The following is a 23,642-nucleotide window of genomic DNA, read 5'->3' as shown; positions in this document are numbered from 1 at the left end:
GTATGTTATATATACTTTTACGCCGTCGTTTGATATTAATGACATTAAATTTGATAGCCGGAGGGGAAATGGATGGGCGTATTTAATAGACAAAGCTTATTCGCAACAATTATAGGAGGTACTGGCTTATTCCTGGTGAGTGGGAATGCGTGTGCCGAGCTAGACTTGAATCTGACGAGGGGAGTTACCCCTACCTCGGAGGAGATATACGATCTTCACATGCTTATTTTTTGGGTTTGCGTGGGAGTTGGTATTTTGGTGTACGGTGTCATGGCGTGGTCTATTTACCATCACCGTAAATCCAAGGGCGCGGTAGCCAGTCAGTTCCACGAGAACCTCACTCTCGAAGTAACGTGGACGATTATTCCACTCCTAATCCTAATTGCTGTCGCGGTACCTGCTACTTCTGCCATGGTTCGCATTTATGATAGCTCTGCTTCCGACCTCACAATAAAGGTAACGGGTTATCAGTGGCGGTGGCACTATGAGTATGTGGACCATGACTTTGGTTTCACGAGCAGTCTATCCACTCCTTTTGATCAAATAGTAAACAAAGCCCCTAAAGGTGAGCATTATTTGCTTGAGGTGGATAATCCATTGGTGCTCCCAACCGATAAAAAAGTGCGTTTCGTTATTACCGCCGATGATGTTAATCATGCTTTTTGGGTGCCTGCGTTTGGTTTCAAGCAAGATGCGATTCCTGGCTTTATTAACGAGGCCTGGGCGGTTATACAAGAACCCGGTATTTATCGGGGACAATGTGCAGAGCTTTGCGGCCGGGGGCATGGTTATATGCCTATCGTCGTGGAAGCCAAAACTCCGGAAGAATTTGATAAATGGATGGCTGAGAGCAAAGCCGCACTGTCCGGGGAGGGGGCGAAGGCCGTCATTCAATCGGCTCAAGCAGAGACACACTAGCCAAAACACTTTTATATGCTAGAGGGAGATTCCAAGCTAGTTTTCTCATCCTATTGATATTGAAGTGTCTATCTAGAAAAGAAAGCCAGCGAGGAGAGATAAAGTGTTAGGGCGTTGTTTTTAAATCATAGGTTAATTTCATAGGAGAAATCCATGAGCACAGTAGCAGCACACGGTGATCACGCGCATCACCCTACCGGCATCATGCGCTGGTTAACAACCACCAATCATAAGGATATTGGTACTCTATACCTGGTATTTAGTCTTACCATGTTTTTTGTTGGCGGCGCGATGGCGCTAACATTCCGTACCGAACTCTTTGCACCTGGATTACAAATTCTAGATCCTCAGAGATTTAATGAGTTGGTGACCCTGCATGGATTGGTTATGATCTTTGGCGCCATGATGCCCGTTTTAGCGGGTTTAGCCAACTGGCAGATACCGCTTATGATTGGCGCGCCTGACATGGCTTTGCCACGGTTAAATAACTGGAGCTTCTGGCTCTTGCCCTTTGCCATGCTTTTGCTTCTTGGCAGCCTACTGGTGCCAGGTGGAGCAGCCGCTGGCGGATGGACCATGTACCCACCTTTGTTTATCCAGGGTGGGATTGGCATTGATATGACCATCTTTGCTGTCCACTTACTGGGTCTTTCTTCTATATTGGCGTCGATCAATATTATTGTCACCGTCCTAAATATGCGGGCACCCGGCATGGGTCTGATGAAAATGCCTATGTTCGTCTGGGGATGGCTGATTACCGCCTTTTTGCTGGTTACGGTAGCTCCAGTGCTTGCTGGCGCCGTGACCATGGAGCTTACCGACCGTCATTTTGGCACCAGTTTTTTTAACGCGGCTGGTGGCGGCGACCCGGTGATGTACCAGCATATTTTCTGGTTTTTTGGCCATCCCGAAGTTTATATTATGGTTTTACCTATTTTTGGGGTGATATCGGATATTATTCCGACTTTTGCCCGTAAGCCAATATTTGGTTATCATTCCATGGTCTACGCTTTAGCTTCGATTGCTTTCCTCTCCTTTATTGTATGGGCGCATCACATGTTTACTGTCGGTATGCCGCTTTCAGGAGAGTTGTATTTTATGTATGCAACTGTCCTGATTTCCGTTCCCACTGGGATCAAAATTTTTAATTGGCTTACCACCATGTGGCGGGGTTCCATGACTTTTGAGTTGCCCATGCTATGGTCTCTAGCTTTCATCGCCTTATTTACTATTGGTGGCCTGACTGGTCTTATGATGGGCGTAGCCGCGGTGGATTTTCAGTACCATGATACCTATTTCATTGTTTCCCACTTCCACTATGTATTTCTGCCGGTGACGCTGTTTGGTACTTTCGCTGCTGTTTACTACTGGCTACCCAAGTGGACTGGTAATATGTATGACGAGCGTCTAGGGAAATGGCATTTCTGGCTGTCCGTGATTTCAATGAATATCGTTTTCTTTCCGCAGAATTTCCTTGGCTTGGCGGGTATGCCGCGGCGAATTCCTGACTACGCCATTCAGTTCGCCGAGTTCAATGCGATTTCCACCATAGGTGCTTTTATTTTCGGCTTTTCTCAGCTGATCTTTGTGTATGTAGTTATTAAGGCTATTCGTGGTGGCGCAGGTGTGGAAAAAGCTACCGACCAGGTATGGGAAGGCGCAAAGGGTTTAGAGTGGACACTTAGCTCTCCGCCCCCTTACCATAGCTTCACAACTCCACCCCAGGTCACGGCGGAAAATAATCCCCATTAATTATTATAAGAGGCGGTGGTGCTTCAAGGACTTCTTTAAGCTATGACTGATCGACTTGGATCTAACCCCTCTGATAACGACCGACGCCGGGCGAAAGCCCGGCGCATGGCATGGTTGGTTGCGGGTATAGCATTGGCTATTTATATATTATTCATATATCTGAATGCGATAAGATGAATACAAGCAAAAGAGAAGCTACTAATCACAGGTTAGTAGCAAAATTGGCCCTAATGGTGGTAGCGATGTTCGGGTTTGGTTATGCCATGGTGCCTCTCTACGATGTGATTTGCGAGATTGCGGGCCTAAATGGCAAGCCAGAAAACGTAGCGGTGTCGGTTTCAGAAGCAGGTGCTATAGATACCAGCCGAACAATCACTGTTCAATTTCTGGCAAGCGTGAATAGTCAGCTTTCTTGGGAGTTTAAACCGGAAGTGCAGGAAATTCGGGTTCATCCTGGTGAGGTAGCCAAGGTTACCTATTATGCAAGTAACCTGAATGATTATTCCGTCATTGGTCAGGCGATACCTAGCGTGAGTCCGGGGCTGGCGGCTAAGCACTTACGCAAGACCGAATGTTTCTGCTTCACTGAGCAAACCCTTCAAGCGGGTGAGACTCGGGAAATGCCGGTAGTCTTTTTTGTCGATCCTAAGTTACCACAAAACTATTCTGAGATGACCTTGTCCTACACGTTCTTTGATGTGAGCGATAGGGCCAGCGCCCAGATAACAACACCTTCTGGGTAGCGAACTAAATATTATTAGTTTCAACGACACAGCTAATATTACTACGATTAAAATAATGCGGGAGGATGTATCTTATGGCTCATGCACATGGGGAATATTACCAACCCCAACCTAGTTACTGGCCGATAATCGGTTCTATCGCGCTTTTTAGCATGGCAGCAAGTTTTACTGCTTATCTTAATGGGGTTGAGATAGGCAAATATCTCCTGATCGCTGCTATAGGGCTTTTGTTTTTCATGATGTTCGGCTGGTTCAGGGCAGTTATCAGCGAGAGCGAAGCTGGCCTTTATAACGAGCAGGTTGATCGCTCCTTTCGTTGGGGCATGATCTGGTTTATTATTTCAGAAATATTTTTCTTCGGGGCTTTCTTTGGCGCGCTTTATTACACCCGTGATTTAACGCTACCTTGGCTTTTAGGGGAAGGGGCTAAAGGTGTTGCTCATACCTTCCTATGGCCGGAGTTTACCGATGTCTGGCCGACCAACGGCCCCCAAAGCGTTGGCGGTGAATTTGAGACCATGGCGGCTTGGGGCATTCCGGCGCTTAATACCTTAATTCTGCTTACCAGCGGTGTAACGGTTACCTGGGCCCATTGGGGGCTTAAGAAGGATAACCGCCGGCAACTGATCATTGGATTATTCCTTACCGTTGCTTTGGGCTTCACCTTCGTTGGACTACAGCTTTATGAATATGGCCATGCCATGGATGAGCTGAATTTGAGGTTTAGTTCTGGAATTTATGGTTCATTATTTTACATGCTAACCGGTTTTCATGGTTTCCATGTAACCGTTGGCTCTATTATGCTGCTTGTTGTCCTTCTTCGCAGTTTAGCGGGTCATTTTACACCTAAACATCATTTTGCTTTTGAAGGCGTCGCCTGGTACTGGCACTTTGTTGATGTGGTATGGCTTGGCCTTTTCATATTTGTTTATTGGTTGTAAGAGTTATTTGCTCAGTAAATGTGAGTTTGTTCTGATTTGTTTATTACCTAGCTAGATTTTCTAGCTAGGTAATAAACCATGTCGTACCTTCACTGCTGCGGAGGTGCTTGTATTTCTGCTTTAGGGGGAGAAGGTACCGCTGTATTCGGAGTGATAATTCCTGTCGCATAGCCAAGCATTAGAAGGATGAATAATCCTAATGAAAGAGCAACACGGTAGGTGAGTGCTTTGACCATTCGCACATCCGAATGACCGCTGCTTCGCGCTAGAGCAAAGAGCGCGGTTCCTAGGGTATAGAGGACAAAAATAAAAAAAACAATAATAACTAATTTAAATATCATGATGCGCTCCATTAGGTTAAAAATCTTGGAATTAGACCTCTTTCAGCGGGGGATTATGATTTGTCCTGGCGCCAAGAGGCGGATCTTTTTTTCAAGAGATCGGTATAGTCGATATTTGCCTATCTGCTGTTAGAAATTTTGGCTTTATATCTAAATCTTTAAACAGCATCATAATGAATCATAGTTTAACCTTCATTAATTAACGACCCAAGCGTGTTATTTCAGTTTAATGATAAAGCCTCCTGGCCCAAACTACGTTTCACGATATTTTTCCTACTCTTGATTATTACCCTGGCCTCATTGGGTCTGTGGCAATTGCAGCGAGCGAGGGAAAAACACACTATAGAGACCGTTCTTAAAGAGCGGAGTGTTGGTGAGTCTCTTCAGGTGGGGGAGGAAAGATTACAATTGCCGGATAGTGAATATCGCCAGGGAATTGCGCAAGGCTGGTTTGATAATGAGCATGTTATATTTTTGGATAATCAAATCCATAAGGGTCGGGTGGGTTATCATGTGCTGATACCACTACGGTTTAACGATGGAGATGGAAACGGGATACTCGTTAACCTTGGTTGGCTTCCGATGGAACTAGACCGGCAAGAGCTTCCTCGGATAGAGCCCCCTCCTCTACGCGTTACCGCGCATGGTGTTTTACGGCAACCCTATCAAGCCCCTTTTTTTCTGGGGGGTGAGGAAAGTAGAGAATCGAGCGGTTGGCCTAAGGTAGTTCAATATGTGAGTATAGAGCAACTGCAGTTCCAGTTAGGCTATTTTTTGCAGCCGCTTATTCTCCAACTTGCTCCTGAGGAGCCCTATGGGTTTGTTCGTCAATGGCCCGAACCTCCAACCAGTGTGCAGCAACATCTTGCTTATGCGGTTCAGTGGTTTGCTCTAGCGCTGATTGGTCTAATTATAGCTATCATTTTATATCGGCGTAATTTTTAATTTTGATGATAATGAGCGGTACAACAGGGGTTTAGAGGATAGAATAAAGCGGTGGGTAATAAAAATTTAGAATCGGCTAATAAAGGGATTATCCTGGCTATTTTTGTTATATGCGCACTCCCCATAATAGGAGCCTGGTGGCTACTGCAAGGCTCGGAGAGAGGGGAGAGGTTTGCGACTCGCAATTACGGCGAGCTTATTACCCCTGCAAGGCCCCTTGGTGAGGCAACTCTTAAGACCTTAGAAGGCAAAAAGCTTACTATTGAAAAACTTAGAGAAAAATGGACGCTAGTGGTTCTTGGGCCGGCAAAGTGTGATGAAATTTGCCGTCAGAATCTTTATGAAACGCGTCAAATCCGTTTAGCTACGGGCAAGGAGATGCACCGGATTCAACGTCTATGGGTTACTAATGATCTGGATTCTCTTAATGAGTCAGACTGGCTCCAGGAGCAACACCCTGATCTCATCGTGGCTTCTGAAGAAAAAGGTAAGGAAGGATTTGTGAATCAGTTTGCATTGCCGGAAGTTCCCGATCCCTTAATGGCGCAGCGGGTATACATCATCGATCCTATCGGTAATTTAGTGATTAGCTATCCACCTGAAGAAACTCCTGAGCATATGCTTAAGGATCTTAAACGGCTATTGTTTGTTTCTCAAATAGGGTGATAAATAAAAATGAGTCGCCGGTTTTATATTTTTGCTTTAGTAGCTAGCTTCTTAGCCTTGGTCGTTGTGGTGGTAGGCGCTTATGTACGCCTTTCTGATGCTGGATTAAGCTGTCCGGATTGGCCAGGTTGTTACCAGAAGCTATTAGCACCCACCACTGAGCAGCAGGTTGATCATGCTAATCGCCTTTATCCAGATCGCCCGGTGGAGACGCATAAAGCTTGGAAGGAAATGATTCATCGCTATCTTGCGGGTACCTTGGGGTTATTGATTTTAGGGCTTGCTATTGCTGCTTGGCGCAACCGTTTTGATCCTACTCAGAGAGTAGCTTTGCCTCTATTTTTGCTTGGTTTAGTGGGGTTTCAGGCTGCGTTGGGGATGTGGACCGTTACTCTTTTGGTGCAGCCGGCTATTGTGACTTTGCACCTTCTTGGGGGAATGGCGGTTTTGGCCTTGGTTTGGTGGCTAGCATTGCGGCAGCGACAGGCGCGACGACCCACGGAAAAAATCTGGTATTCGCCGGCTTTTAAACTTTGGGCATTAATAGGGTTATGTCTACTAGTGCTACAAATCATCCTAGGAGGTTGGACAAGTACCAACTATGCGGGCTTCTATTGTTCGGATTTTCCTACTTGCCAAGGACAGTGGTGGCCAACCATGGATTTTCGCGAGGCTTTCACATTTTGGCAACCGTTAGGGGAAAATTATGAAGGCGGGCGGTTAGCGCCGGAGGCAGCCGTGGCTGTTCATGTTATTCATCGGATTGGTGCCGTAGTGGTTTTGATAGTGCTAAGTGCTCTCGGTATACGGGCAGGATTAAGCCGGGGCACCCCCGCGTTACGCAGCGCTGGGTGGATAGTTGTTATGTTGGTCCTTCTTCAGGTGGCGTTGGGCATTGCCACCGCCATGGACGGGATTCCATTAGCGCTGGCGGTAGCGCATAACGCTGTGGCTGCATTATTGTTGCTTGCCGTCGTTACACTGAATCATTTGCTCCATCCTACAGGGTATCCATTACAAGGAGCTACAAGACTATGACAACGATTACCTTAATTCGCGGGGCCTTAACAAATTGGCGGGAATATCTCGTGCTTTGCAAGCCCCGTATTGTCTCTCTCATTGTGTTTACCGCGATTGTCGGTATGTTCTTGTCCGTCCCAGATCTGGCGCCATGGCGAGTATTTTTATTTGGCACCCTTGGCATTGGACTGGGCGCTGCTTCTGCAGCAGCGATTAACCATTTAATTGATGAAAAAGCTGATGCCGTCATGAATCGGACTCAGGGGCGCCCTTTGCCAACTGGCAAACTTAGCCGGGAGCAGGCCCTTGCATTTGCGATTACGTTGGGCTTATCGTCAATGATAATCCTGTATTTCCTGGTTAACCCCTTGACGGCCTGGCTCACTTTGGCGTCTATGATTGGTTACGGCATTATTTACACGGCCTTCCTCAAACCAGCCACACCGCAAAATATCGTGCTGGGAGGAGCTTCTGGGGCTATGCCACCGGTGCTAGGTTGGGCGGCTGTTACGGGAGAGCTGCATGTCCACGCCTTTCTTCTCTTCTTGATTATTTTCGTGTGGACACCTCCCCATTTTTGGGCTTTGGCTTTAGCGCGAAGAGAAGAGTATAGTCGGACAAAATATCCCATGTTGCCGGTAACCCATGGTGTTGATTTTACTAAACAGCAGATCGTACTCTATACTCTTTTATTGTTTGCGGTCAGTTTGTTGCCTTTTGTTAGCCATATGAGCGGATTGCTGTATTTGGTGGGTGCGGTGGGGTTAGGGGGACGCTTTGTATACCTTACTCTTGCTCTTTATCGTAATACTAGCAATGAGCTGGCGATGAAAACTTTTGGCTACTCTATAGTTTATCTAGCAGCATTATTTGCATTTTTATTAGTAGACCATTATTTACCCAAATTTTTATAAAGACGGTAACGAAGCTTAATTCCACGGGCGTGATTTTTACAGCTAAATCACGCCCATTCATTTTTTTTTGAGTTTTCTAAGACTCTGCTAAGTAGCTCCCTATCAGGCGGATGTTAGCATTCGCGGGCGAACGCCTATGAGGAGTAAGCTACCAAAATAAACAAGCACGGCAGCTCCTATTAACGACATAATACGCATGGTACGCACGGTTGCTTCCCAGTTTAGCCAATTTGTTAGTGATGGCATAAGCCAAAGCAGGGTGAAAGCCATGAAACTACTGGCAATAATTATGCGCAAGCCAAACCACCACCACCCTGGTCGAGGTTGATATATTCCTTGCCGTTTTAAGGTGAAAAAGAGCAGGCTTGCGTTAAGCCAGGCGGAAAGGGAAGTAGCGAGGGCGAGCCCCGCATGAGCCAAGGGAAAGATGAGGACTCCGTTTAATACCATGTTAGCAATCATGGCGATGATAGCGATTCGCACCGGTGTTCGTGTATTTTGCCGAGCATAAAATCCAGGTGCCAGTATTTTAATCAAAATAAAAGGAAGTAGGCCAAAGCTATAGGCAATTAGACTACGGGAAGCCATGATAACATCGTGGCTCTCGAACTCGCCATATTGGAACAAGGTGGTAAGGATTGGTTCCGCAAGTATAACTAGCCCTATTGCGGCTGGCGCACCAATAAGAAAAACCCAGCGCAAGGCCCAATCGAGCGTGCGGGCAAAGGACTCGCCTGATGCTCGAGCGTGTTTTTCAGAAAGGCTAGGAAGGATAACTGTGGCTAAGGCAATGCCGAAAACGCCTAGGGGAAACTCTACCAGCCGATCCGAATAATAAAGCCAGGACACACTGCCGGTGACTAAAAAGGAGGCAAGCAGGGTATCGATAAGCAGATTAATTTGAGCTACCGAGCTTCCAACGATGGCGGGTAGCATAAGCTTAAAAATCTGCTGCACGCCAGGATCTTTCCAGCGGGGGCGTAATTTTGGCAGGAGATCTAGGCGGGCGAGAAAGGGTAATTGGAATAATAGCTGTGCTAAACCGGCAAAAAAGACTCCCCACGCGAGAGCAGTCACCGGAATCTCCATCTGGGGGGCAAACCACAAGACCGCAGCAATAAGAGCTAAATTGAGGAAAATAGGCGTAATGGCAGGTACGCTAAATTGTTTATAGGTATTGAGAATACCGGCAGCAAAAGCCGTCAAGGAAATGAATAATAAATAGGGGAAGGTTATTCGCAGTAGATGGACAGTGAGTGCGTATTTGTCTTGCTCTTCTATAAAACCTGGAGCAAAGACCATTACCAAGAAGGGGGCGCCTATAACCCCAGTGAGGGTGACCAGCAGTAGAACCAGCCCCAAGGTTCCCGCCACCCGATTGACGAGCTGCTGAATCTCGTTGAAATTACCACGTACTTGATAGGCTGAGAGTACCGGCACAAATGCTTGGGAAAAAGCCCCCTCTGCAAATAAGCGCCGTAGAAAATTGGGAATCTTAAAGGCTACAAAAAAAGAATCCGCGGCTGTTCCTGCCCCAAAAGCTTGAGCAATGACGACATCGCGGATAAAACCAAGCACTCTTGAGAGGAGAGTAGCGCTGCCGACTACAGCAGTTGATTTAAGTAAACGGGTACTGCTCATAAATAATTAAGTGAATTGGTTGTTTTTTAGAACAAAGGACGTTTGTTTTAGTGGGGGGATATTTACAATCACCATAAAAATCGGCATCATTAATAGCTTTTAATTATTAAATTTTAGGAGGTAGGGTTTTGGCTAATACATCGCAAGCGCGCAAGCGCGCTCGCCAAGCGGTAGTACGCCGCGCCCGCAATGCGGGCCAGCGTTCTATGATGCGGACTTATGTGAAGAAAATAGTGAAAGCTGTTGTATCCGGCGATAAGTCGCAGGCGGTTGCGGCTTATCAAGAGGCCGTTCCGATATTGGATCGTTTGGCGCGTAAGGGACTGGTTCATCCTAACAAAGTGGCTCGGCATAAAAGCCGGTTGAACGCCCGGATTCGGGTAATGTCGTGATTGAGGATAATTTAGAGCAGTACCAAATTATCTCGGTGAATGAGTTCTTCTTCATCCACATATCCTAATATTTCCTCAATCTGATGGCTGGAATGGCCGAGGATACGCTGCGTTTCCTCGGCATTGTAGTTAACTAGGCCACGGGCGACTTCACGAGCATCCGTATCCAGGCAGCTGACTACTTCGCCGCGAACAAAGTTGCCTTCACAGGCGAGGACACCAATGGGCAGCAAACTTCGTCCCGCTTCACGGACTACCTTGACTGCCCCCATGTCTAGCCATAAGCGTCCCTTGGTTTGTAATTGCCCGGCTAACCACTGCTTACGGGCAGCAAGGGGCTGCCTATCAGGCCATAGCAGCGTGCCGACAGTCTCACCAGAGGCGATTCGTTGTAGCATTTTGGACTCTTTACCCGATGCGATAACAGTGATAGCGCCGGAGCGCGCGGCCCGTCGCGCTGCTCTAATCTTGGTAATCATGCCGCCTCGCCCTAAGGCTCCAGCCCTCGAACTGGCCATACCATCAAGCTCGGCTTTATTAGCCGCTGCTTCGGAGATAAAGTTGGCATCGGGGTAGTGCCGCGGGTCGGCATCGAATAGACCTGCTTGATCGGTTAAGATTACCAAGAGTTCGGCCTCTACTAAGTTGGCTACAAGGGCTGATAGGGTATCGTTGTCCCCGAAGCGAATTTCTTCGGTAGCTACGGTATCATTTTCATTAACGATGGGTACAACCCCCAATCGTAAAAGCGTACGCAAGGTACTACGGGCGTTAAGATAACGGCTGCGGTTAGCTAAATCCTCATGAGTCAGAAGTATCTGCGCGGTGCGCTGATTATGATGCTGAAATTCGCTCTCATAGGCTTGAATAAGCCCCATCTGGCCTACCGCAGCGGCGGCTTGAAGTTCATATAAGGCACGGGGACGCCGCTGCCAACCCAGCCGCTCCATACCGGCAGCTACCGAACCTGAGGATACTAGCACAACTGTATATCCTTTGTTTCTAAGCTGGGCTATGTGGCCAGCTAGCTCCCGAATACAGCCGGTATCTAGACCACGGCCATTGGCGGTGAGCAAGGCACTGCCAATCTTCACTACCCAGCGACGGGTAGCCTTCAAAGCGCCGCGATGGTTGCCCATGGGTCCTTACCGGGAATCCTCGTTCTCGTGGGGGCTAGCTTCTTCTAAGTATTGCATTACCGCGTGAATAAGGCGCTGGCAACCTTCCCCCGTCAGTGCAGAAATCTCATAGACAGATTTTTGCCAGCAAATCTCGCGGATAATTTCTTGGCAACGGCCCGCTCTTTTTGGGCTGGAAATCAAATCCGTTTTGTTAAGTACGAGCCACTGTTCTTGCGCGGCAAGTTTTGGACTAAATTGCTGTAACTCCCTGTGGATGGTGCGCACACTAGCTACCGGGTCTAAAGAGGTTTCAAGAGGCGCTGCATCGACAAAATGGAGCAGTAAGCGGGTTCGGCTCAAATGCTTGAGAAAGCGAACTCCCAGCCCAGCGCCTTGGGCAGCACCCTCAATAAGGCCAGGGATATCCGCCGCTACAAAGCTACGATTGGGATCAATTCTGACTACCCCGAGATGGGGATGTAGAGTGGTAAAAGGGTAGTCAGCTACTTTAGGAGTGGCGGCTGATACTTGGCGAATGAAGGTTGACTTTCCCGCATTAGGCAGACCTAGCAAACCCACATCGGCAAGTAATTTAAGCTCTAGGCGTAAAGTTCTCTCTTCTCCAGGCTTGCCTTGGGTGGTTTTGCGAGGTGCCCGATTAGTGCTGCTCTTAAAGCGGGTATTACCCAGGCCATGGGCACCTCCTTTAGCAACCAGCAGGGTTTGTCCGGGGCGGGTAAGATCACCGAGTAGTTCTTCCGTTTCCGCTTCCCAGGCTTCAGTACCTAGAGGAACGGGGATATAAATATCTTCACTACTTTTGCCCGTTTGCAAACGCCCCCGTCCATTTTCACCACGCTGGGCGCGAAAGTGATGCTGGTGGCGAAAATCTACCAGAGTATTAATATTCTTGTCCGCGATGAGATAAATGCTGCCGCCATTGCCGCCATCCCCTCCATCAGGCCCCCCAAAAGGAATGAATTTCTCCCGCCGAAAACTGAGGCAACCATGCCCTCCTGCTCCAGCCTGGACTTTAATAATCGCTTCGTCTATGAATTTCACGGTTTGCGGAAACGGTGAGGCTCATTAAAAAGCAGGACAAAAAATCCCCGCAGGCGCGGGGATTCTCCATAAAATAAAGCCCCTCACACTGCGGGCGCAGGCTTTATTAATCTGTAATAATGTTTACGTAGGTGCGGCTCTTTGGGCCTTTCCTAACAAATTGAACTTTGCCTGCCGCTTTGGCGTACAAGGTATGATCGCGGCCTGTTCCTACGTTAGCTCCCGCGAGGAAGGGAGTGCCCCGCTGGCGAACCAAAATATTCCCGGCCAATACTTGCTGATCGCCAAATCGTTTAACTCCAAGACGTTTGGATTCAGAGTCACGCCCGTTGCGGGAGCTACCGCCTGCCTTTTTGTGTGCCATATGTGATCCTTATTCTGCTTTAACCGGTGGAGATATTATCGATATGCAACTCCGTAAAGTATTGCCGATGTCCCATCCGTTTACGATGATGCTTACGACGGCGGAGTTTGATGATCCTAATCTTTTCACCACGGCCATGGGTTTTAACGGTTGCACTTACCTTGCTACCCTCAATATAGGGCGCGCCTACTTGAATATTATCTTCATTAGCGACTAGAAGCACTTCATCAAGCGTAATAGTGGCACCCTCATCGGCGTCGATTTTCTCCACCCGGAGGGTGTCTCCTTCTTGAACACGGTACTGCTTTCCGCCCGTTTTAATGACTGCGTACATTGTAGTGCTTTCCTGAAAATTGGGTTATCCCCCTCGGTGGATAGAAAGGGAGTAAAAAATTCAGCACCTTACGATGGAAGTGCTTAACTCAATAAATTAGTTAATGTAATTTTAAAATTGCTTATTCGAGCGGTCAAGTCAATTAGTGGTATTATATGCCGTTTTAAATGAATGGGAGCATTATGGCTTGACAGCGAGCGTACTGCTTTCTAGCATTCGCCCATTTTGCCTCATATTAATTGGTTTTGAGATACCATTGGACATACAATCCGCCTATGATTTAGTTGCTGACGATATGCGGAGCGTTGATGCTTTGATCCAGCAACGGCTGCATTCTGACGTAGTGCTTATCAACCAGCTAGGACATTATATCATTAATAGCGGCGGTAAGCGTCTACGCCCTATGGTGGTTTTATTGAGCGCACGGGCCTTTGATTATCAAGGCTCATACCATATTGATATCGCCGCTATCATTGAATTTATTCATACTGCAACCTTGCTCCACGATGATGTCGTCGATTCTTCCGAGCTGCGGCGAGGGCGAAAAACAGCTAATAACATCTGGGGTAGCGAGGCGAGCGTACTCGTTGGTGACTTCCTTTATTCCCGTGCCTTTGAAATGATGGTGGGGGTGGACAGCATGCGAGTCATGGAAATTCTGGCTCGCACGACCAATACCATCGCTGAAGGGGAGGTTATGCAGCTCCTCAACTGTCATGAGCCGGATACCACCGAAGAGTGCTATTTGGAGATTATCCGCAGTAAGACCGCAAAGCTGTTTGAGGCGGCTACCCAGCTAGGAGCTGTACTCTGCCATCGATCCTCCGCCGAGGAAAAACTAATGGCTACTTACGGTATGCATTTGGGAACGGCCTTTCAGTTGACTGATGATGTGCTGGATTATAGTGCTTTCAGCGAAGATTTAGGTAAAAATATTGGCGATGATCTGGCGGAAGGCAAGCCCACCTTGCCGCTTATTTACGCTATGAGCAAGGGGACTGCCCCGCATGTTAAGGTGATCCGCAATGCTATTGAGAGTGGCGGTAGGGAGAATTTAGCCGAGGTTATCGAGGCTATTGAATCTAGCGGGGCTATTGCGTACACTGCGGAAGCCGCTCGTCGGGAGGCGGATAGGGCTATGCAGGCGGTTAAAAGTATTCCTCCTTCGCCCTATCAAGAAGCCTTGTTAAATTTAGCAAAGTTTGCAGCCTATCGGACCTACTAATATATCGGGGTGTAGCTCAGCTTGGTAGAGCACTGTCTTCGGGAGGCAGGAGTCGCTGGTTCAAATCCAGTCACCCCGACCACTTTAATCTGCTCGCCTTATTCTTTCCTTCTGGGATTTTGCCATGATTGATGGCAATTTTAATTTCATCAGCCTGGAGAATTTGTGTTCAATGGGTGTTTCGCACACCGGACTGGCTACGGCTTAACGTGCAAGGCCCTCAGTTGGAGATCACCCTCCAGGAGCATGACCTTCTGGCTTCCTGCTGGGGTAGGGGCAACGAGAAAATTATTATGCCTCTAATGCTATAGCCATCAGCGAGCAGCTTTCTTTTGGCTTCTCTGCCTTCAATTGTTATCCCCTCTAAGATTGACTACTTAGCAGTTTTCCGGGATGAACCAGTCCTTTCTAATGAAGGCATAATTTTCTATACTTTTTAAGCATGTTCATTTTATTTTATATAGTTTTTCCCTCTTAACATAGGGGGTGAGAAATAATCTTCACTCCAATCTGATAGGTAGAAGAAAAAATGGCTGAAATAACGAATAAAGAACTTACTTCCGACATGGGGACCGCATTTGGAGAGCTGGGCAAAAACTGGGGCTGGTTCATGGCCTTAGGGATATTATTTATAGTACTAGGAACCATTGCGCTTGGGATGAGCGTTGCCTTTACTGTTGCAACCGTGTTGTTCTTTGGTTTTTTGCTACTGCTAGGCGGCGTGTTACAAATTGTTGACGCCTTCAAATGCAAGGGATGGAAAAGTATTCTGCTGCATGTTTTAATCGCGTTGCTCTACGTTGCGGCTGGCGTCCTATTGATAACAGAGCCGATAGCTGGCTCGCTGGTGCTAACGGCCATACTGGGGGGTGCTTTCGTTGCGACGGGTATTTTGCGGATCGTGATGGGCTTGCAGTTAAAGAGTTCCGGCGCTGGCTGGGGTTGGGTCGTATTTTCCGGAGTGGTATCGCTGATTCTAGGTGGCATGATCCTTTTTGAATGGCCGCTTTCGGCACTATGGGTGATAGGCCTTCTGGTGGCGGTTGAAATGATCTTTCATGGTTGGTCGTATGTGATGATTGCATTAGCCGCGAGATCAGCCAGATAATGAAGCTGCTAAAAGCAGCAAAGGTGTATAGGATCAATCGCTGAACACTGACTCAGAATATGCTGCTAAGCAGAATATGGTTTTTTATCTATAAACACGAGGTTTATTGTTCTCTACTTTTACTCGTCCTTATAATTAAGGGAAGTAGATAAATTTTCAGTGCCGATTGCTGCGGGAAGCTCTGCTTTAGGCAGGGCCGCTTTTTTGTCTTAGATTGGCTTTGGATGCGATCAAAGTTCCCCAAGGTGATTAGCTATCACCATGTTATCTGATTTTATCATGGTGTTTGATCCGCTGGGAAATACTCAAAAGAAGCTAGGTTAAGTATGGCCATTTTTCTTGACGTGCGATAATTCGCAACGTGGGCAATGCAAGTTGCCCATCAGAGTAATTCCTTTTAAATAAAGCTTGCTTCCTATTACAACGAAGTTGCTCTGTTTTCACAAAGCCAAAGTATTACTTTTTGAACACTACCTAAAGGTTAATATAATTTGCCTTAGCGTCAATCCTAAAAGGGAATATCATCCTCGAAATCCTCATTGCTAGAGGGTGGGGGAGCTGAAGGCCGGGATTGAGGTCTTGACGGGGAGTGCCCGGTGGCGCCTTCTGTGGTCATGCCGGTATCCTCGCTATAGGGGGCGCTGCCACCCGTGGCCCGATCCAGCATTTGCATCTCGCTAGCTACAATCTCGGTAATATAACGGTCTTGGCCGTCCTGGCCTTGCCACTTGCGAGTTTGGAGGCGGCCCTCCACGTAAATTTTAGCACCTTTTTTTAGATACTCTCCGGCAATTTCCCCTAGGCGGCCGAAGAATACCACCCGGTGCCATTCAGTCCGTTCCTGCTGCTCGGCAGTGGTTTTATCTTTCCAGGTTTCCGAAGTCGCCAGGGTAACATTAGCAATGGCCCCGCCACTGGCAGTATAACGAACTTCCGGATCACGCCCTAGGTTGCCTATCAGAATGACTTTGTTTACGCCCCTCGATGCCATGATAAATTTTCTCCTACTGTAAGGCTATAATGAAGATTGAGTCGATTGTGTTTGCTCTGGCCCAAATTCAGTAAGGGCGGTTTTATCCAGCCGTTCACTGTCCACTTTGAGATAGGCCACGCCTTCTTCGGCAACTACCACCACATCGGCAACACCCGTGACTTGGGCAAGGCGTTTCGCCAGCAGCTGGGCTTCATCAGGATTCACTTTGCCGATAGAAAGGGTTTGACTGCGCAAGTACTGGGGGGGCTGCATGGTGGCGGCAAAGATTAGCCACAAGGCTACGATGCCAGCACAAAAGGTGAAGACCCCTTCAAAGCCGAAATACCCGTAAACGGCTCCGCCGGCCCAGCCGCCTGCAAAGGCGCCCAAAAATTGGCAGGTGGAGTAAACGCCCATGGCGGTACCTTTACTTCCGGCGGGGCTTTGCTTAGAGACCAGAGAGGGCAAGGTGGCTTCCAGCAGGTTAAAGGCAGTGAAGAACAGCCATAAAGCAATGATAGTGCCCGCCAGAGAAGGATGAAAGAAGCGCCAGGCCAATTCCGCCAAGCCCAGCACTGCTACTGCGCCAATAAACACTTCTTTCATGCGGCGTTTTTTTTCCGCCAAAATGATAAAGGGCACCATGGCGATGATGGAAGTCACCAATACCGGCAGGTAAACATAGCCATGATAAGCAGGATCAAGACCACTTTCATCCCGTAAACTAATGGGCAGGACTACGAAGCTAGCGGTCAGCAGGAGATGCAGAAAAAAGATTCCCAAAGCCAAGCGCATCAGCTGAAAATCTCCCAGTACGCGGAGAAATTGCTGAGGCGCGGGTTCCACGTCTAGGTGGTGACGGGGTGCTGTTACCTGGGGAACGCCTAGGTGAAGTACGGCAATCCCCAGGATCGCCAGGACAGCGGTCAGCCAGAACAGTCCCGGCACCCCGATCCACTGGTTGAGTACTGGTCCCGCCGCCAAGGCAAGGGCAAAAGACATACCAATAGAGAGGCCGATTAAAGCCATGGCCTTGGTCCGCTGCTCTTCTCGGGTCAGATCTGCCACCAGCGCCATGACCGCCGCTGCAATAGCGCCGGTACCTTGCAGTGCCCGGCCAATAATGACGCCAGCGATGGTATCAGCCATGGCGGCCACAATGCTCCCGAGGGCGAATAAGATCAGACCAGCAGTAATGATCGGTTTGCGCCCAAGACGGTCAGAGAGTAAACCGAAGGGAATCTGGAGCAGTGCTTGGGTAATCCCATAGGCGCCCAGGGCCAGGCCAATCAAAGCGGGGGTAGCGCCCTGGAGATCATGAGCATAGAGGGAGAAGACCGGCAGAATCAGAAATAATCCCAACATACGCAGGGAATAGATGCCAGCCAGGGAGAAGAGGCTGCGGCGCTCTAAAAGCGTCATTCCCAAGGTGAATCGTCGTTTTGCTTTATTTTGCTTCATTTTGCTTCATCAAGATTTAACCGCGTATATTACCAAATGGCGCGTAAAGCATCACCTACTCGGGCGGTAATATAAGCGCAAGCGGCGAAGCGGCTTTACCGGATATTCACCTTATTGTAAGCTCGAACTCATGCTCAATGCGCCTACCAAGAACGCCTCTATCCCACGCCGGAACAGGCTGAGTTGCTGGCCCGCTCGTTCGGCTGTGCGCGTTTTGTCTGGAACGATGCTCTGCGCCTGCGCACCGATGCCTACTATCAGCGTGGTGAATCGCTCTCGCACTCGAGGTTGGAAAAGCGCCTGGTGACGTTGAAAGCCGAGTATCCCTGGTTGGTCGAGGTCTCCAGCGTTATCTTGCAGCAGGCGCTGCGCGACCAGCAACAAGCCTTCAAGCATTTCTGGGACAGGCGCGCCGGCTATCCGCGCTTCAAATCCAAGCATCGGCGTCAGTCAATCCGGCTGACCCGGGCAGCGTTTCGCTACCGGGATGGCCAACTGTTCATCGCCAAATCGAACGTGGCGCTGCCGGTGCGCTGGAGTCGTCCGTTGCCCAGCGCCCCATCGAGCCTCACGATCTCCCTCGATCGCGCGGGTCGCTACTTCGTCTCGTGTTTGTGTGAATTCGACGCCAAGGCGCTGCCTGTCACGCCGAAGATGGTCGGCATTGACGTGGGGCTCACCAGTCTATTGGTGACCAGCGACGGCGCCCGGGTCGGCAACCCCCACCACCTTAAGCGCTATGGGCGAGTGTTGGCCCACCGGCAACGCCAGCTGGCGAAGAAACAGAAGGGCTCGGCCAATCGCGCCAAGGCCCGCCGCAAAGTGGCACGGCTGCATGCCAAGATCGCCGACTGTCGGCAAAACCACCTTCACCAACTCACCCGCCGCCTGATCAACGAGAACCAAGTGCTGGCGGTCGAGAGTCTGAGCATCAAGGGCATGGTCAAGCATCCGCGGCTGGCCAAGCACATCAGCGATGCGGGCTGGGGCGAGTTTGTCCGGCAATTGGAGTACAAGGGGAAATGGGCTGGTCGTCAAGTGGTCAAGATCGACCGTTGGTTTCCCAGCTCGAAGCGCTGTCACAGCTGCGGTCATGTGATCGAGGCGATGCCCTTGAGCGTGCGCCGCTGGGATTGCCCAGCATGCGGCGCCGAGCACGACCGGGATATTAACGCGGCCAAAAATATTCTAACCGCCGGACTGGCGGGGTTGGCCTGTGGAGCGACTGGAACGGGGGCAGTGGTTAACACCGCTGTCTAGGGAAGGCGTGTCGAAGCAGGAAGGTTCCTGGAGTGACCCAAGAACCTCCGCCCCATCGGGCGGGGAGTGTCAGCAAGTTTTATCGCTGATAGGCGAAAGGCTATGAATCGGATTTGCATCCGTGGGGCGCGGACCCATAATTTGAAGAACATTGATCTGGATCTGCCCAGGGAACGGTTAATCGTTATTACCGGGCTGTCGGGTTCAGGAAAGTCATCTCTGGCTTTTGATACGCTTTATGCTGAAGGGCAGCGCCGTTATGTAGAGTCTCTCTCGGCCTATGCTCGCCAGTTTCTCTCCCTTATGGAAAAGCCCGATGTGGATCATATGGAAGGGCTTTCCCCGGCCATTGCCATCGAGCAAAAATCCACTTCCCATAATCCCCGCTCCACCGTCGGCACCATCACCGAAATCTACGATTATTTGCGCTTGCTCTATGCCCGCGCCGGCGAGCCCCGTTGCCCAGAGCATGGGATTATCCTGGCGGCCCAGACGGTGAGTCAAATGGTGGATCAGGTTTTGGGCCTTCCGAAAGGAGGGCGATACATGTTGCTGGCGCCGATAGTCGAAGGGCGCAAGGGAGAGCATCTGCAAGTGCTGGAGAATCTGCTGAGGCGAGGCTTTATCCGGGCCAGGATTGATGGTGAAGTGGTAGAGCTGGAGCAAGCGCCTCAACTTGATGGTAATAAAAAACATACTATCGAGGCGGTGGTGGATCGTTTCAAGGTTCGCCCTGATCTCCAATTGCGCCTGGCGGAGTCTTTCGAGACGGCCCTACAGTTATCTGATGGCTTGGCTCGGGTAGCTTCCCTGGAGGATTCGGCCCTAGCGGAGCAAGTGTTTTCCGCCCACTTGGCTTGCCCCGTTTGCCGCTATTCTTTAAGTGAATTGGAACCCCGGTTATTTTCCTTTAATAACCCCAAGGGCGCTTGTCCTAGTTGCGAGGGGCTGGGTGTAAAGCCGTTTTTTGATTCCTCCCGGGTGGTGGCCCATCCTGAGTTGAGTTTGGCTGCGGGCGCCATTCGGGACTGGGATCGGCGCAATGCTTATTACTACCAGATGATTCTTTCCCTGGCCCGACACTATGGCTTTGAGGTAGACCTCCCTTTCCAAGATTTGCCCGAAGCAGTACGCAGGGTAGTACTTTACGGCAGTGGCCAGGAAAAAATTACCTTTCATTATCTCGATAGCCAAGACAAGCAGACTATCCGCCGCCATGCTTTCGAAGGGGTGATTCCCAATATGGAGCGCCATTACCGGGAGACCGAGACCTCGGCGGTGCGAGAAGAATTGGCTCGCTATTTAGCCGTGCAGGTTTGCCCGGCATGCCAGGGTACCCGGCTACGCCAGGAGGCGTGCCATGTATTCGTGGCGGATTATAGTCTGCCTGAAATCACCGCCTTGCCTGTAGGGGAGGCGCAGAGCTTGTTTTCCCAGCTATGTTTACCGGGTCGCCGAGGGGCCATTGCAAACCCAATCCTTAAGGAGATACAAGACCGGCTAGCTTTCTTGATCAATGTCGGGTTGGGTTATTTAACTTTGAATCGGCGCGCAGAGACCCTCTCCGGTGGCGAGGCCCAACGAATCCGGCTGGCCAGCCAGATTGGAGCCGGTTTGGTGGGAGTGATGTATATTCTGGATGAGCCTTCTATTGGTTTGCATCAGCGGGATCATCAGCGGTTGCTGGAGACCTTGATCCGCCTCCGCGATCTGGGCAACACAGTCATTGTGGTGGAGCACGATGAGGAGGCTATCCGAGCGGCTGATCAGGTGATTGATATGGGTCCTGGCGCGGGCAGGCATGGGGGGGAAATCGTGGCCCAAGGCACGCCGCTCGAGATTATGGCTAATCCGGCCTCCTTGACTGGGCAGTATCTCAAAGGACAGCAAGAAATCCCCATGCCCTGCCAGCGGGTGCCTTTCAATACTTCCCGCCTGCTTTCTTTACGGGGGGCTCATGGCAATAATCTGGATCAGGTGGATTTGGATATTCCTCTAGGAGCAATGACCTGTATCACAGGAGTTTCCGGCTCGGGTAAATCCACCTTAATCAATGACACCCTGTTGCGGGCAGCGACTCGAATTCTTCATCGAGCCTCGGTTGAGGCTGCCCCTTATGAAAGCATTGAGGGCTTGGAACATCTGGATAAGGTGATCGCTATCGATCAAAATCCCATTGGCCGCACGCCCCGTTCCAACCCGGCCACTTATACTGGATTTTTTGCCTCTATTCGCAGCCTATTCGCGGGCACGCATGAGGCTCGTTCCCGGGGCTATGGGCCGGGTCGTTTCAGTTTTAATGTCAAGGGAGGACGCTGCGAATCTTGCCAAGGCGATGGCCTAATCAAGGTAGAGATGCACTTTCTTCCCGATCTCTATGTGGCCTGCGATGTTTGCCAGGGCAAGCGCTATAATCGGGAAACCTTAGAGATTCGTTATAAGGGCAAAAATATTGATGAAATATTAGCCATGACGGTGGAAGAGGCGCAGGATTTCTTTGCTAATGTTCCGGCAGTAGCCCGAAAGCTGCTGACTTTGCTGGAGGTGGGACTCTCCTATATCACGCTAGGGCAAAATGCAGTTACCCTCTCGGGTGGCGAGGCCCAGCGGATCAAACTGGCGAAAGAGCTAGCCAGGCGGGATACGGGGCGGACTCTGTACATTCTGGATGAGCCGACCACGGGGTTGCATTTTCATGATATTGCCCAGCTTCTCCAAGTACTATTGCGGTTGCGGGATGGGGGCAATACCATTGTGATCATTGAGCACCATTTGGATGTCATCAAGACGGCTGACTGGCTTGTCGATTTAGGTCCCGAGGGAGGGGAAAGGGGGGGAAGGATTATTGCTACCGGGGCGCCTGAGACGGTAGCTGCCTGTCAAGATTCCTATACTGGACGTTATCTGGCTCGGATTTTACCCAAGGCCAAGCGAGGTCAGTCCCCGGTGCAGCAAAGCCATGATCGTGCGTTTTAACAATTACCAAAACGGGGGCAGCGGCCAGCGCCGATGTCTAGGGAAGGCGCGTTGAAGCAGGAAGGTTCCTGGGGCGACCCAAGAACCTCCGCCCAATCGGGCGGAGAGTGTCAGAGGAAAGTAAAGCCTACCTGGAACAAACGCTCCACATCCGGGACGTGGCGCTTGTCCACTAAAAATAAGATGACATGATCGCCGGATTCAATGATTGTATCGTGGTGGGCCATCAGCACTTCTTCATTTCGCGCAATAGCGCCGATAGTGGTGCCCGGCGGGAGCTTGATCTCCTCAATAGCCCGGCCGATAACTTTGGAGGAAGAAGGATCTCCATGGGCTACAGCTTCCAACGCCTCGGCTGCCCCCCGGCGCAAAGAATGGGCAGCCACCACATCGCCATGGCGGATGTGAGCCAGCAAGCTGCTAATGGTAGCCTGTTGGGGGGAGACAGCAATATCCACAGCCCCACTTTCCACTAGATCCACATAGGCCGCCCGGTTGATTAAGGACATAACTTTGCCAGCGCCTAGCCGTTTGGCAAGCATGGCGGAAAGAATGTTAATTTCATCATCGTTGGTTAAGGCGCAATAAATATCCGTATCTTCGATATTCTCCTCTAGCAGGAGTTCTTCACTAGCGGCATCGCCCTGCAGGACGATGCTTTTATGGAGCTCCTCAGAGAGGATTCGTGCCCGTTTAGGATCAGTTTCGATGATTTTAACTTGATAGTGCTCTTCCAGCGCTTGGGCTAGGCGCTGGCCGATGCTGCCGCCACCACCGAGCATGATCCGCTTATAGGGATTGTCCAAGCGGCGCAGTTCCCCCATGACTTTAGGAATGTCTTTTTGCGCGGCAATGAAAAACACTTCATCGTCTGCCTCGATAACCGTGCCACCTTGGGGGGAAATGGACTTGTCTTGGCGGAAGATGGCCGCTACCCGAGTCTCTACGCCGGGGATATGTTCAGATAATTCCCGGAGCTGGTGGCCGACCAGTAAACCGCCATAATAAGCTCTTACCGCCACTAATTGGACCCTCCCATCGGCGAAGTCCAGGACTTGAAAAGTACCTGGATTATCGATCAAGCGCTTAATATAATCAGTAACTAATTGCTCCGGGCTGATTAGCACGTCGATAGGTAAGATTTTGGTGGAAAACAACTCTGGATAGGCTAAATAACCGGCGGCGCGGACCCGGGCCACCTTGGTGGGAGTATGAAACAAGCTATAGGCGATTTGACAGGCGATCATGTTGGTTTCATCGCTGCTAGTGACCGCCACAATCATATCCGTGTCTTCGGCGCCAGCTTGAGCAAGGACATCGGGATGGGAGGCCCAGCCTTGCACGGTTCGGATATCTAAACGGTCCTGGAGACTTTGCAGTAATTTGCCATTGGTATCTACGAGGGTAATATCGTTAGCTTCGCTGGCTAAATTAACTGCTACCGAGGCCCCTACTTGGCCTGCGCCTAAAATAATAATTTTCATG

At 49.8% G+C, this 23,642-nt stretch carries 21 protein-coding genes, 1 tRNA gene and 1 pseudogene; 14 read left to right on the top strand and 9 right to left on the bottom strand.

The window, feature by feature from the left end; all coding sequences use genetic code 11:
• The first annotated feature begins 72 nt into the window (after positions 1–72).
• The 4 genes from coxB (at position 73) to NWAT_RS15030 (ending at position 4,354) form a co-directional block, all read left to right on the top strand.
• Complete coding sequence (coxB, locus tag NWAT_RS15045) at positions 73–918, top strand: cytochrome c oxidase subunit II (protein ID WP_013221877.1); 846 nt, start codon at positions 73–75, stop codon at positions 916–918.
• Positions 919–1,071: 153 nt separating this feature from the next.
• The gene (gene ctaD, locus NWAT_RS15040) at positions 1,072–2,670 is read left to right on the top strand and encodes a cytochrome c oxidase subunit I (protein ID WP_013221876.1); all 1,599 of its coding nucleotides are present in this window, start codon (positions 1,072–1,074) and stop codon (positions 2,668–2,670) included.
• Between the two features lie 173 nt (positions 2,671–2,843).
• Complete coding sequence (locus NWAT_RS15035; RefSeq protein ID WP_013221874.1) at positions 2,844–3,413, top strand: cytochrome c oxidase assembly protein; 570 nt, start codon at positions 2,844–2,846, stop codon at positions 3,411–3,413.
• Positions 3,414–3,487: 74 nt separating this feature from the next.
• Positions 3,488–4,354 carry a cytochrome c oxidase subunit 3 gene (locus NWAT_RS15030; RefSeq protein WP_013221873.1) on the top strand — a complete coding sequence of 289 codons (867 nt, stop codon included), beginning with the start codon at positions 3,488–3,490 and terminating at the stop codon, positions 4,352–4,354.
• 89 nt (positions 4,355–4,443) lie between these two features.
• Here the strand turns inward: NWAT_RS15030 and NWAT_RS15025 are convergent, their stop codons facing one another.
• The gene (locus NWAT_RS15025) at positions 4,444–4,695 is read right to left on the bottom strand and encodes a twin transmembrane helix small protein (RefSeq protein WP_013221872.1); all 252 of its coding nucleotides are present in this window, start codon (positions 4,693–4,695) and stop codon (positions 4,444–4,446) included.
• Positions 4,696–4,908: 213 nt separating this feature from the next.
• Between NWAT_RS15025 and NWAT_RS15020 the strand changes: the two genes are divergently transcribed.
• The 4 genes from NWAT_RS15020 to cyoE are packed head-to-tail and all read left to right on the top strand — an operon-like array spanning position 4,909 to position 8,240.
• Positions 4,909–5,640 (top strand): SURF1 family protein, encoded by a 732-nt coding sequence (locus NWAT_RS15020; protein ID WP_013221871.1) that lies wholly within the window; start codon positions 4,909–4,911, stop codon positions 5,638–5,640.
• 51 nt (positions 5,641–5,691) lie between these two features.
• Positions 5,692–6,306 (top strand): SCO family protein, encoded by a 615-nt coding sequence (locus NWAT_RS15015; protein ID WP_013221870.1) that lies wholly within the window; start codon positions 5,692–5,694, stop codon positions 6,304–6,306.
• Between the two features lie 9 nt (positions 6,307–6,315).
• Complete coding sequence (locus NWAT_RS15010) at positions 6,316–7,344, top strand: COX15/CtaA family protein (RefSeq protein ID WP_013221869.1); 1,029 nt, start codon at positions 6,316–6,318, stop codon at positions 7,342–7,344.
• Positions 7,341–8,240, top strand: coding sequence for a heme o synthase (gene cyoE, locus NWAT_RS15005; protein WP_013221868.1), 900 nt, complete (start codon positions 7,341–7,343; stop codon positions 8,238–8,240). The genes NWAT_RS15010 and cyoE overlap by 4 nt, the downstream gene beginning before the upstream one ends.
• Before the next feature lie 102 nt (positions 8,241–8,342).
• On the opposite strand, the gene murJ is transcribed toward cyoE, so the two are convergent.
• Entirely contained in the window at positions 8,343–9,881 is a 1,539-nt protein-coding gene (gene murJ / locus NWAT_RS15000; protein ID WP_013221867.1) for a murein biosynthesis integral membrane protein MurJ, read from the bottom strand.
• Between the two features lie 128 nt (positions 9,882–10,009).
• Here murJ and rpsT point away from each other — a divergent pair, with 128 nt between their 5' ends.
• A complete protein-coding gene (gene rpsT, locus NWAT_RS14995; protein WP_013221866.1) occupies positions 10,010–10,273 on the top strand; it encodes a 30S ribosomal protein S20 in 264 nt (87 codons plus the stop codon).
• Positions 10,274–10,284: 11 nt separating this feature from the next.
• On the opposite strand, the gene proB is transcribed toward rpsT, so the two are convergent.
• From proB to rplU, 4 genes are all read right to left on the bottom strand, one after another.
• Positions 10,285–11,412: a glutamate 5-kinase gene (proB, locus tag NWAT_RS14990; protein ID WP_013221865.1), complete on the bottom strand. Its 1,128-nt coding sequence runs from the start codon at positions 11,410–11,412 to the stop codon at positions 10,285–10,287.
• 6 nt (positions 11,413–11,418) lie between these two features.
• Positions 11,419–12,456 (bottom strand): Obg family GTPase CgtA, encoded by a 1,038-nt coding sequence (cgtA, locus tag NWAT_RS14985; protein ID WP_013221864.1) that lies wholly within the window; start codon positions 12,454–12,456, stop codon positions 11,419–11,421.
• A 106-nt stretch (positions 12,457–12,562) separates the two neighbouring features.
• Positions 12,563–12,820, bottom strand: a complete 258-nt coding sequence (gene rpmA, locus NWAT_RS14980; RefSeq protein WP_013221863.1) for a 50S ribosomal protein L27 — start codon at positions 12,818–12,820, stop codon at positions 12,563–12,565.
• Positions 12,821–12,839: 19 nt separating this feature from the next.
• Positions 12,840–13,154: a 50S ribosomal protein L21 gene (gene rplU / locus NWAT_RS14975; RefSeq protein ID WP_013221862.1), complete on the bottom strand. Its 315-nt coding sequence runs from the start codon at positions 13,152–13,154 to the stop codon at positions 12,840–12,842.
• Between the two features lie 256 nt (positions 13,155–13,410).
• Here rplU and ispB point away from each other — a divergent pair, with 256 nt between their 5' ends.
• From ispB to NWAT_RS14960, 3 genes are all read left to right on the top strand, one after another.
• Complete coding sequence (ispB, locus tag NWAT_RS14970; protein WP_013221861.1) at positions 13,411–14,379, top strand: octaprenyl diphosphate synthase; 969 nt, start codon at positions 13,411–13,413, stop codon at positions 14,377–14,379.
• 5 nt (positions 14,380–14,384) lie between these two features.
• A tRNA-Pro gene (locus NWAT_RS14965) sits at positions 14,385–14,461 on the top strand.
• A gap of 447 nt (positions 14,462–14,908) precedes the next feature.
• Positions 14,909–15,487 (top strand): HdeD family acid-resistance protein, encoded by a 579-nt coding sequence (locus NWAT_RS14960; RefSeq protein ID WP_013221860.1) that lies wholly within the window; start codon positions 14,909–14,911, stop codon positions 15,485–15,487.
• Between the two features lie 508 nt (positions 15,488–15,995).
• Here the strand turns inward: NWAT_RS14960 and ssb are convergent.
• Together ssb and NWAT_RS14950 are read right to left on the bottom strand one after the other, a co-directional pair.
• Positions 15,996–16,478: a single-stranded DNA-binding protein gene (gene ssb, locus NWAT_RS14955; protein WP_013221859.1), complete on the bottom strand. Its 483-nt coding sequence runs from the start codon at positions 16,476–16,478 to the stop codon at positions 15,996–15,998.
• A 24-nt stretch (positions 16,479–16,502) separates the two neighbouring features.
• Entirely contained in the window at positions 16,503–17,921 is a 1,419-nt protein-coding gene (locus NWAT_RS14950) for an MFS transporter (protein WP_013221858.1), read from the bottom strand.
• Positions 17,922–18,074: 153 nt separating this feature from the next.
• Here NWAT_RS14950 and NWAT_RS14945 point away from each other — a divergent pair.
• A pseudogene (locus NWAT_RS14945) lies at positions 18,075–19,181 on the top strand (RNA-guided endonuclease InsQ/TnpB family protein); the annotation flags it as partial.
• Positions 19,182–19,283: 102 nt separating this feature from the next.
• Entirely contained in the window at positions 19,284–22,157 is a 2,874-nt protein-coding gene (gene uvrA, locus NWAT_RS14940; RefSeq protein ID WP_013221857.1) for an excinuclease ABC subunit UvrA, read from the top strand.
• Between the two features lie 110 nt (positions 22,158–22,267).
• Here the strand turns inward: uvrA and trkA are convergent, their stop codons facing one another.
• Positions 22,268–23,641: a Trk system potassium transporter TrkA gene (gene trkA, locus NWAT_RS14935; protein ID WP_013221856.1), complete on the bottom strand. Its 1,374-nt coding sequence runs from the start codon at positions 23,639–23,641 to the stop codon at positions 22,268–22,270.
• Position 23,642 lies beyond the last annotated feature (1 nt).

The organism is Nitrosococcus watsonii C-113, assembly GCF_000143085.1.
GTDB lineage: Bacteria > Pseudomonadota > Gammaproteobacteria > Nitrosococcales > Nitrosococcaceae > Nitrosococcus > Nitrosococcus watsonii.
Note: the sequence above shows the minus strand (reverse complement) of the source record. Positions and strands in the feature narration are given on the sequence as shown.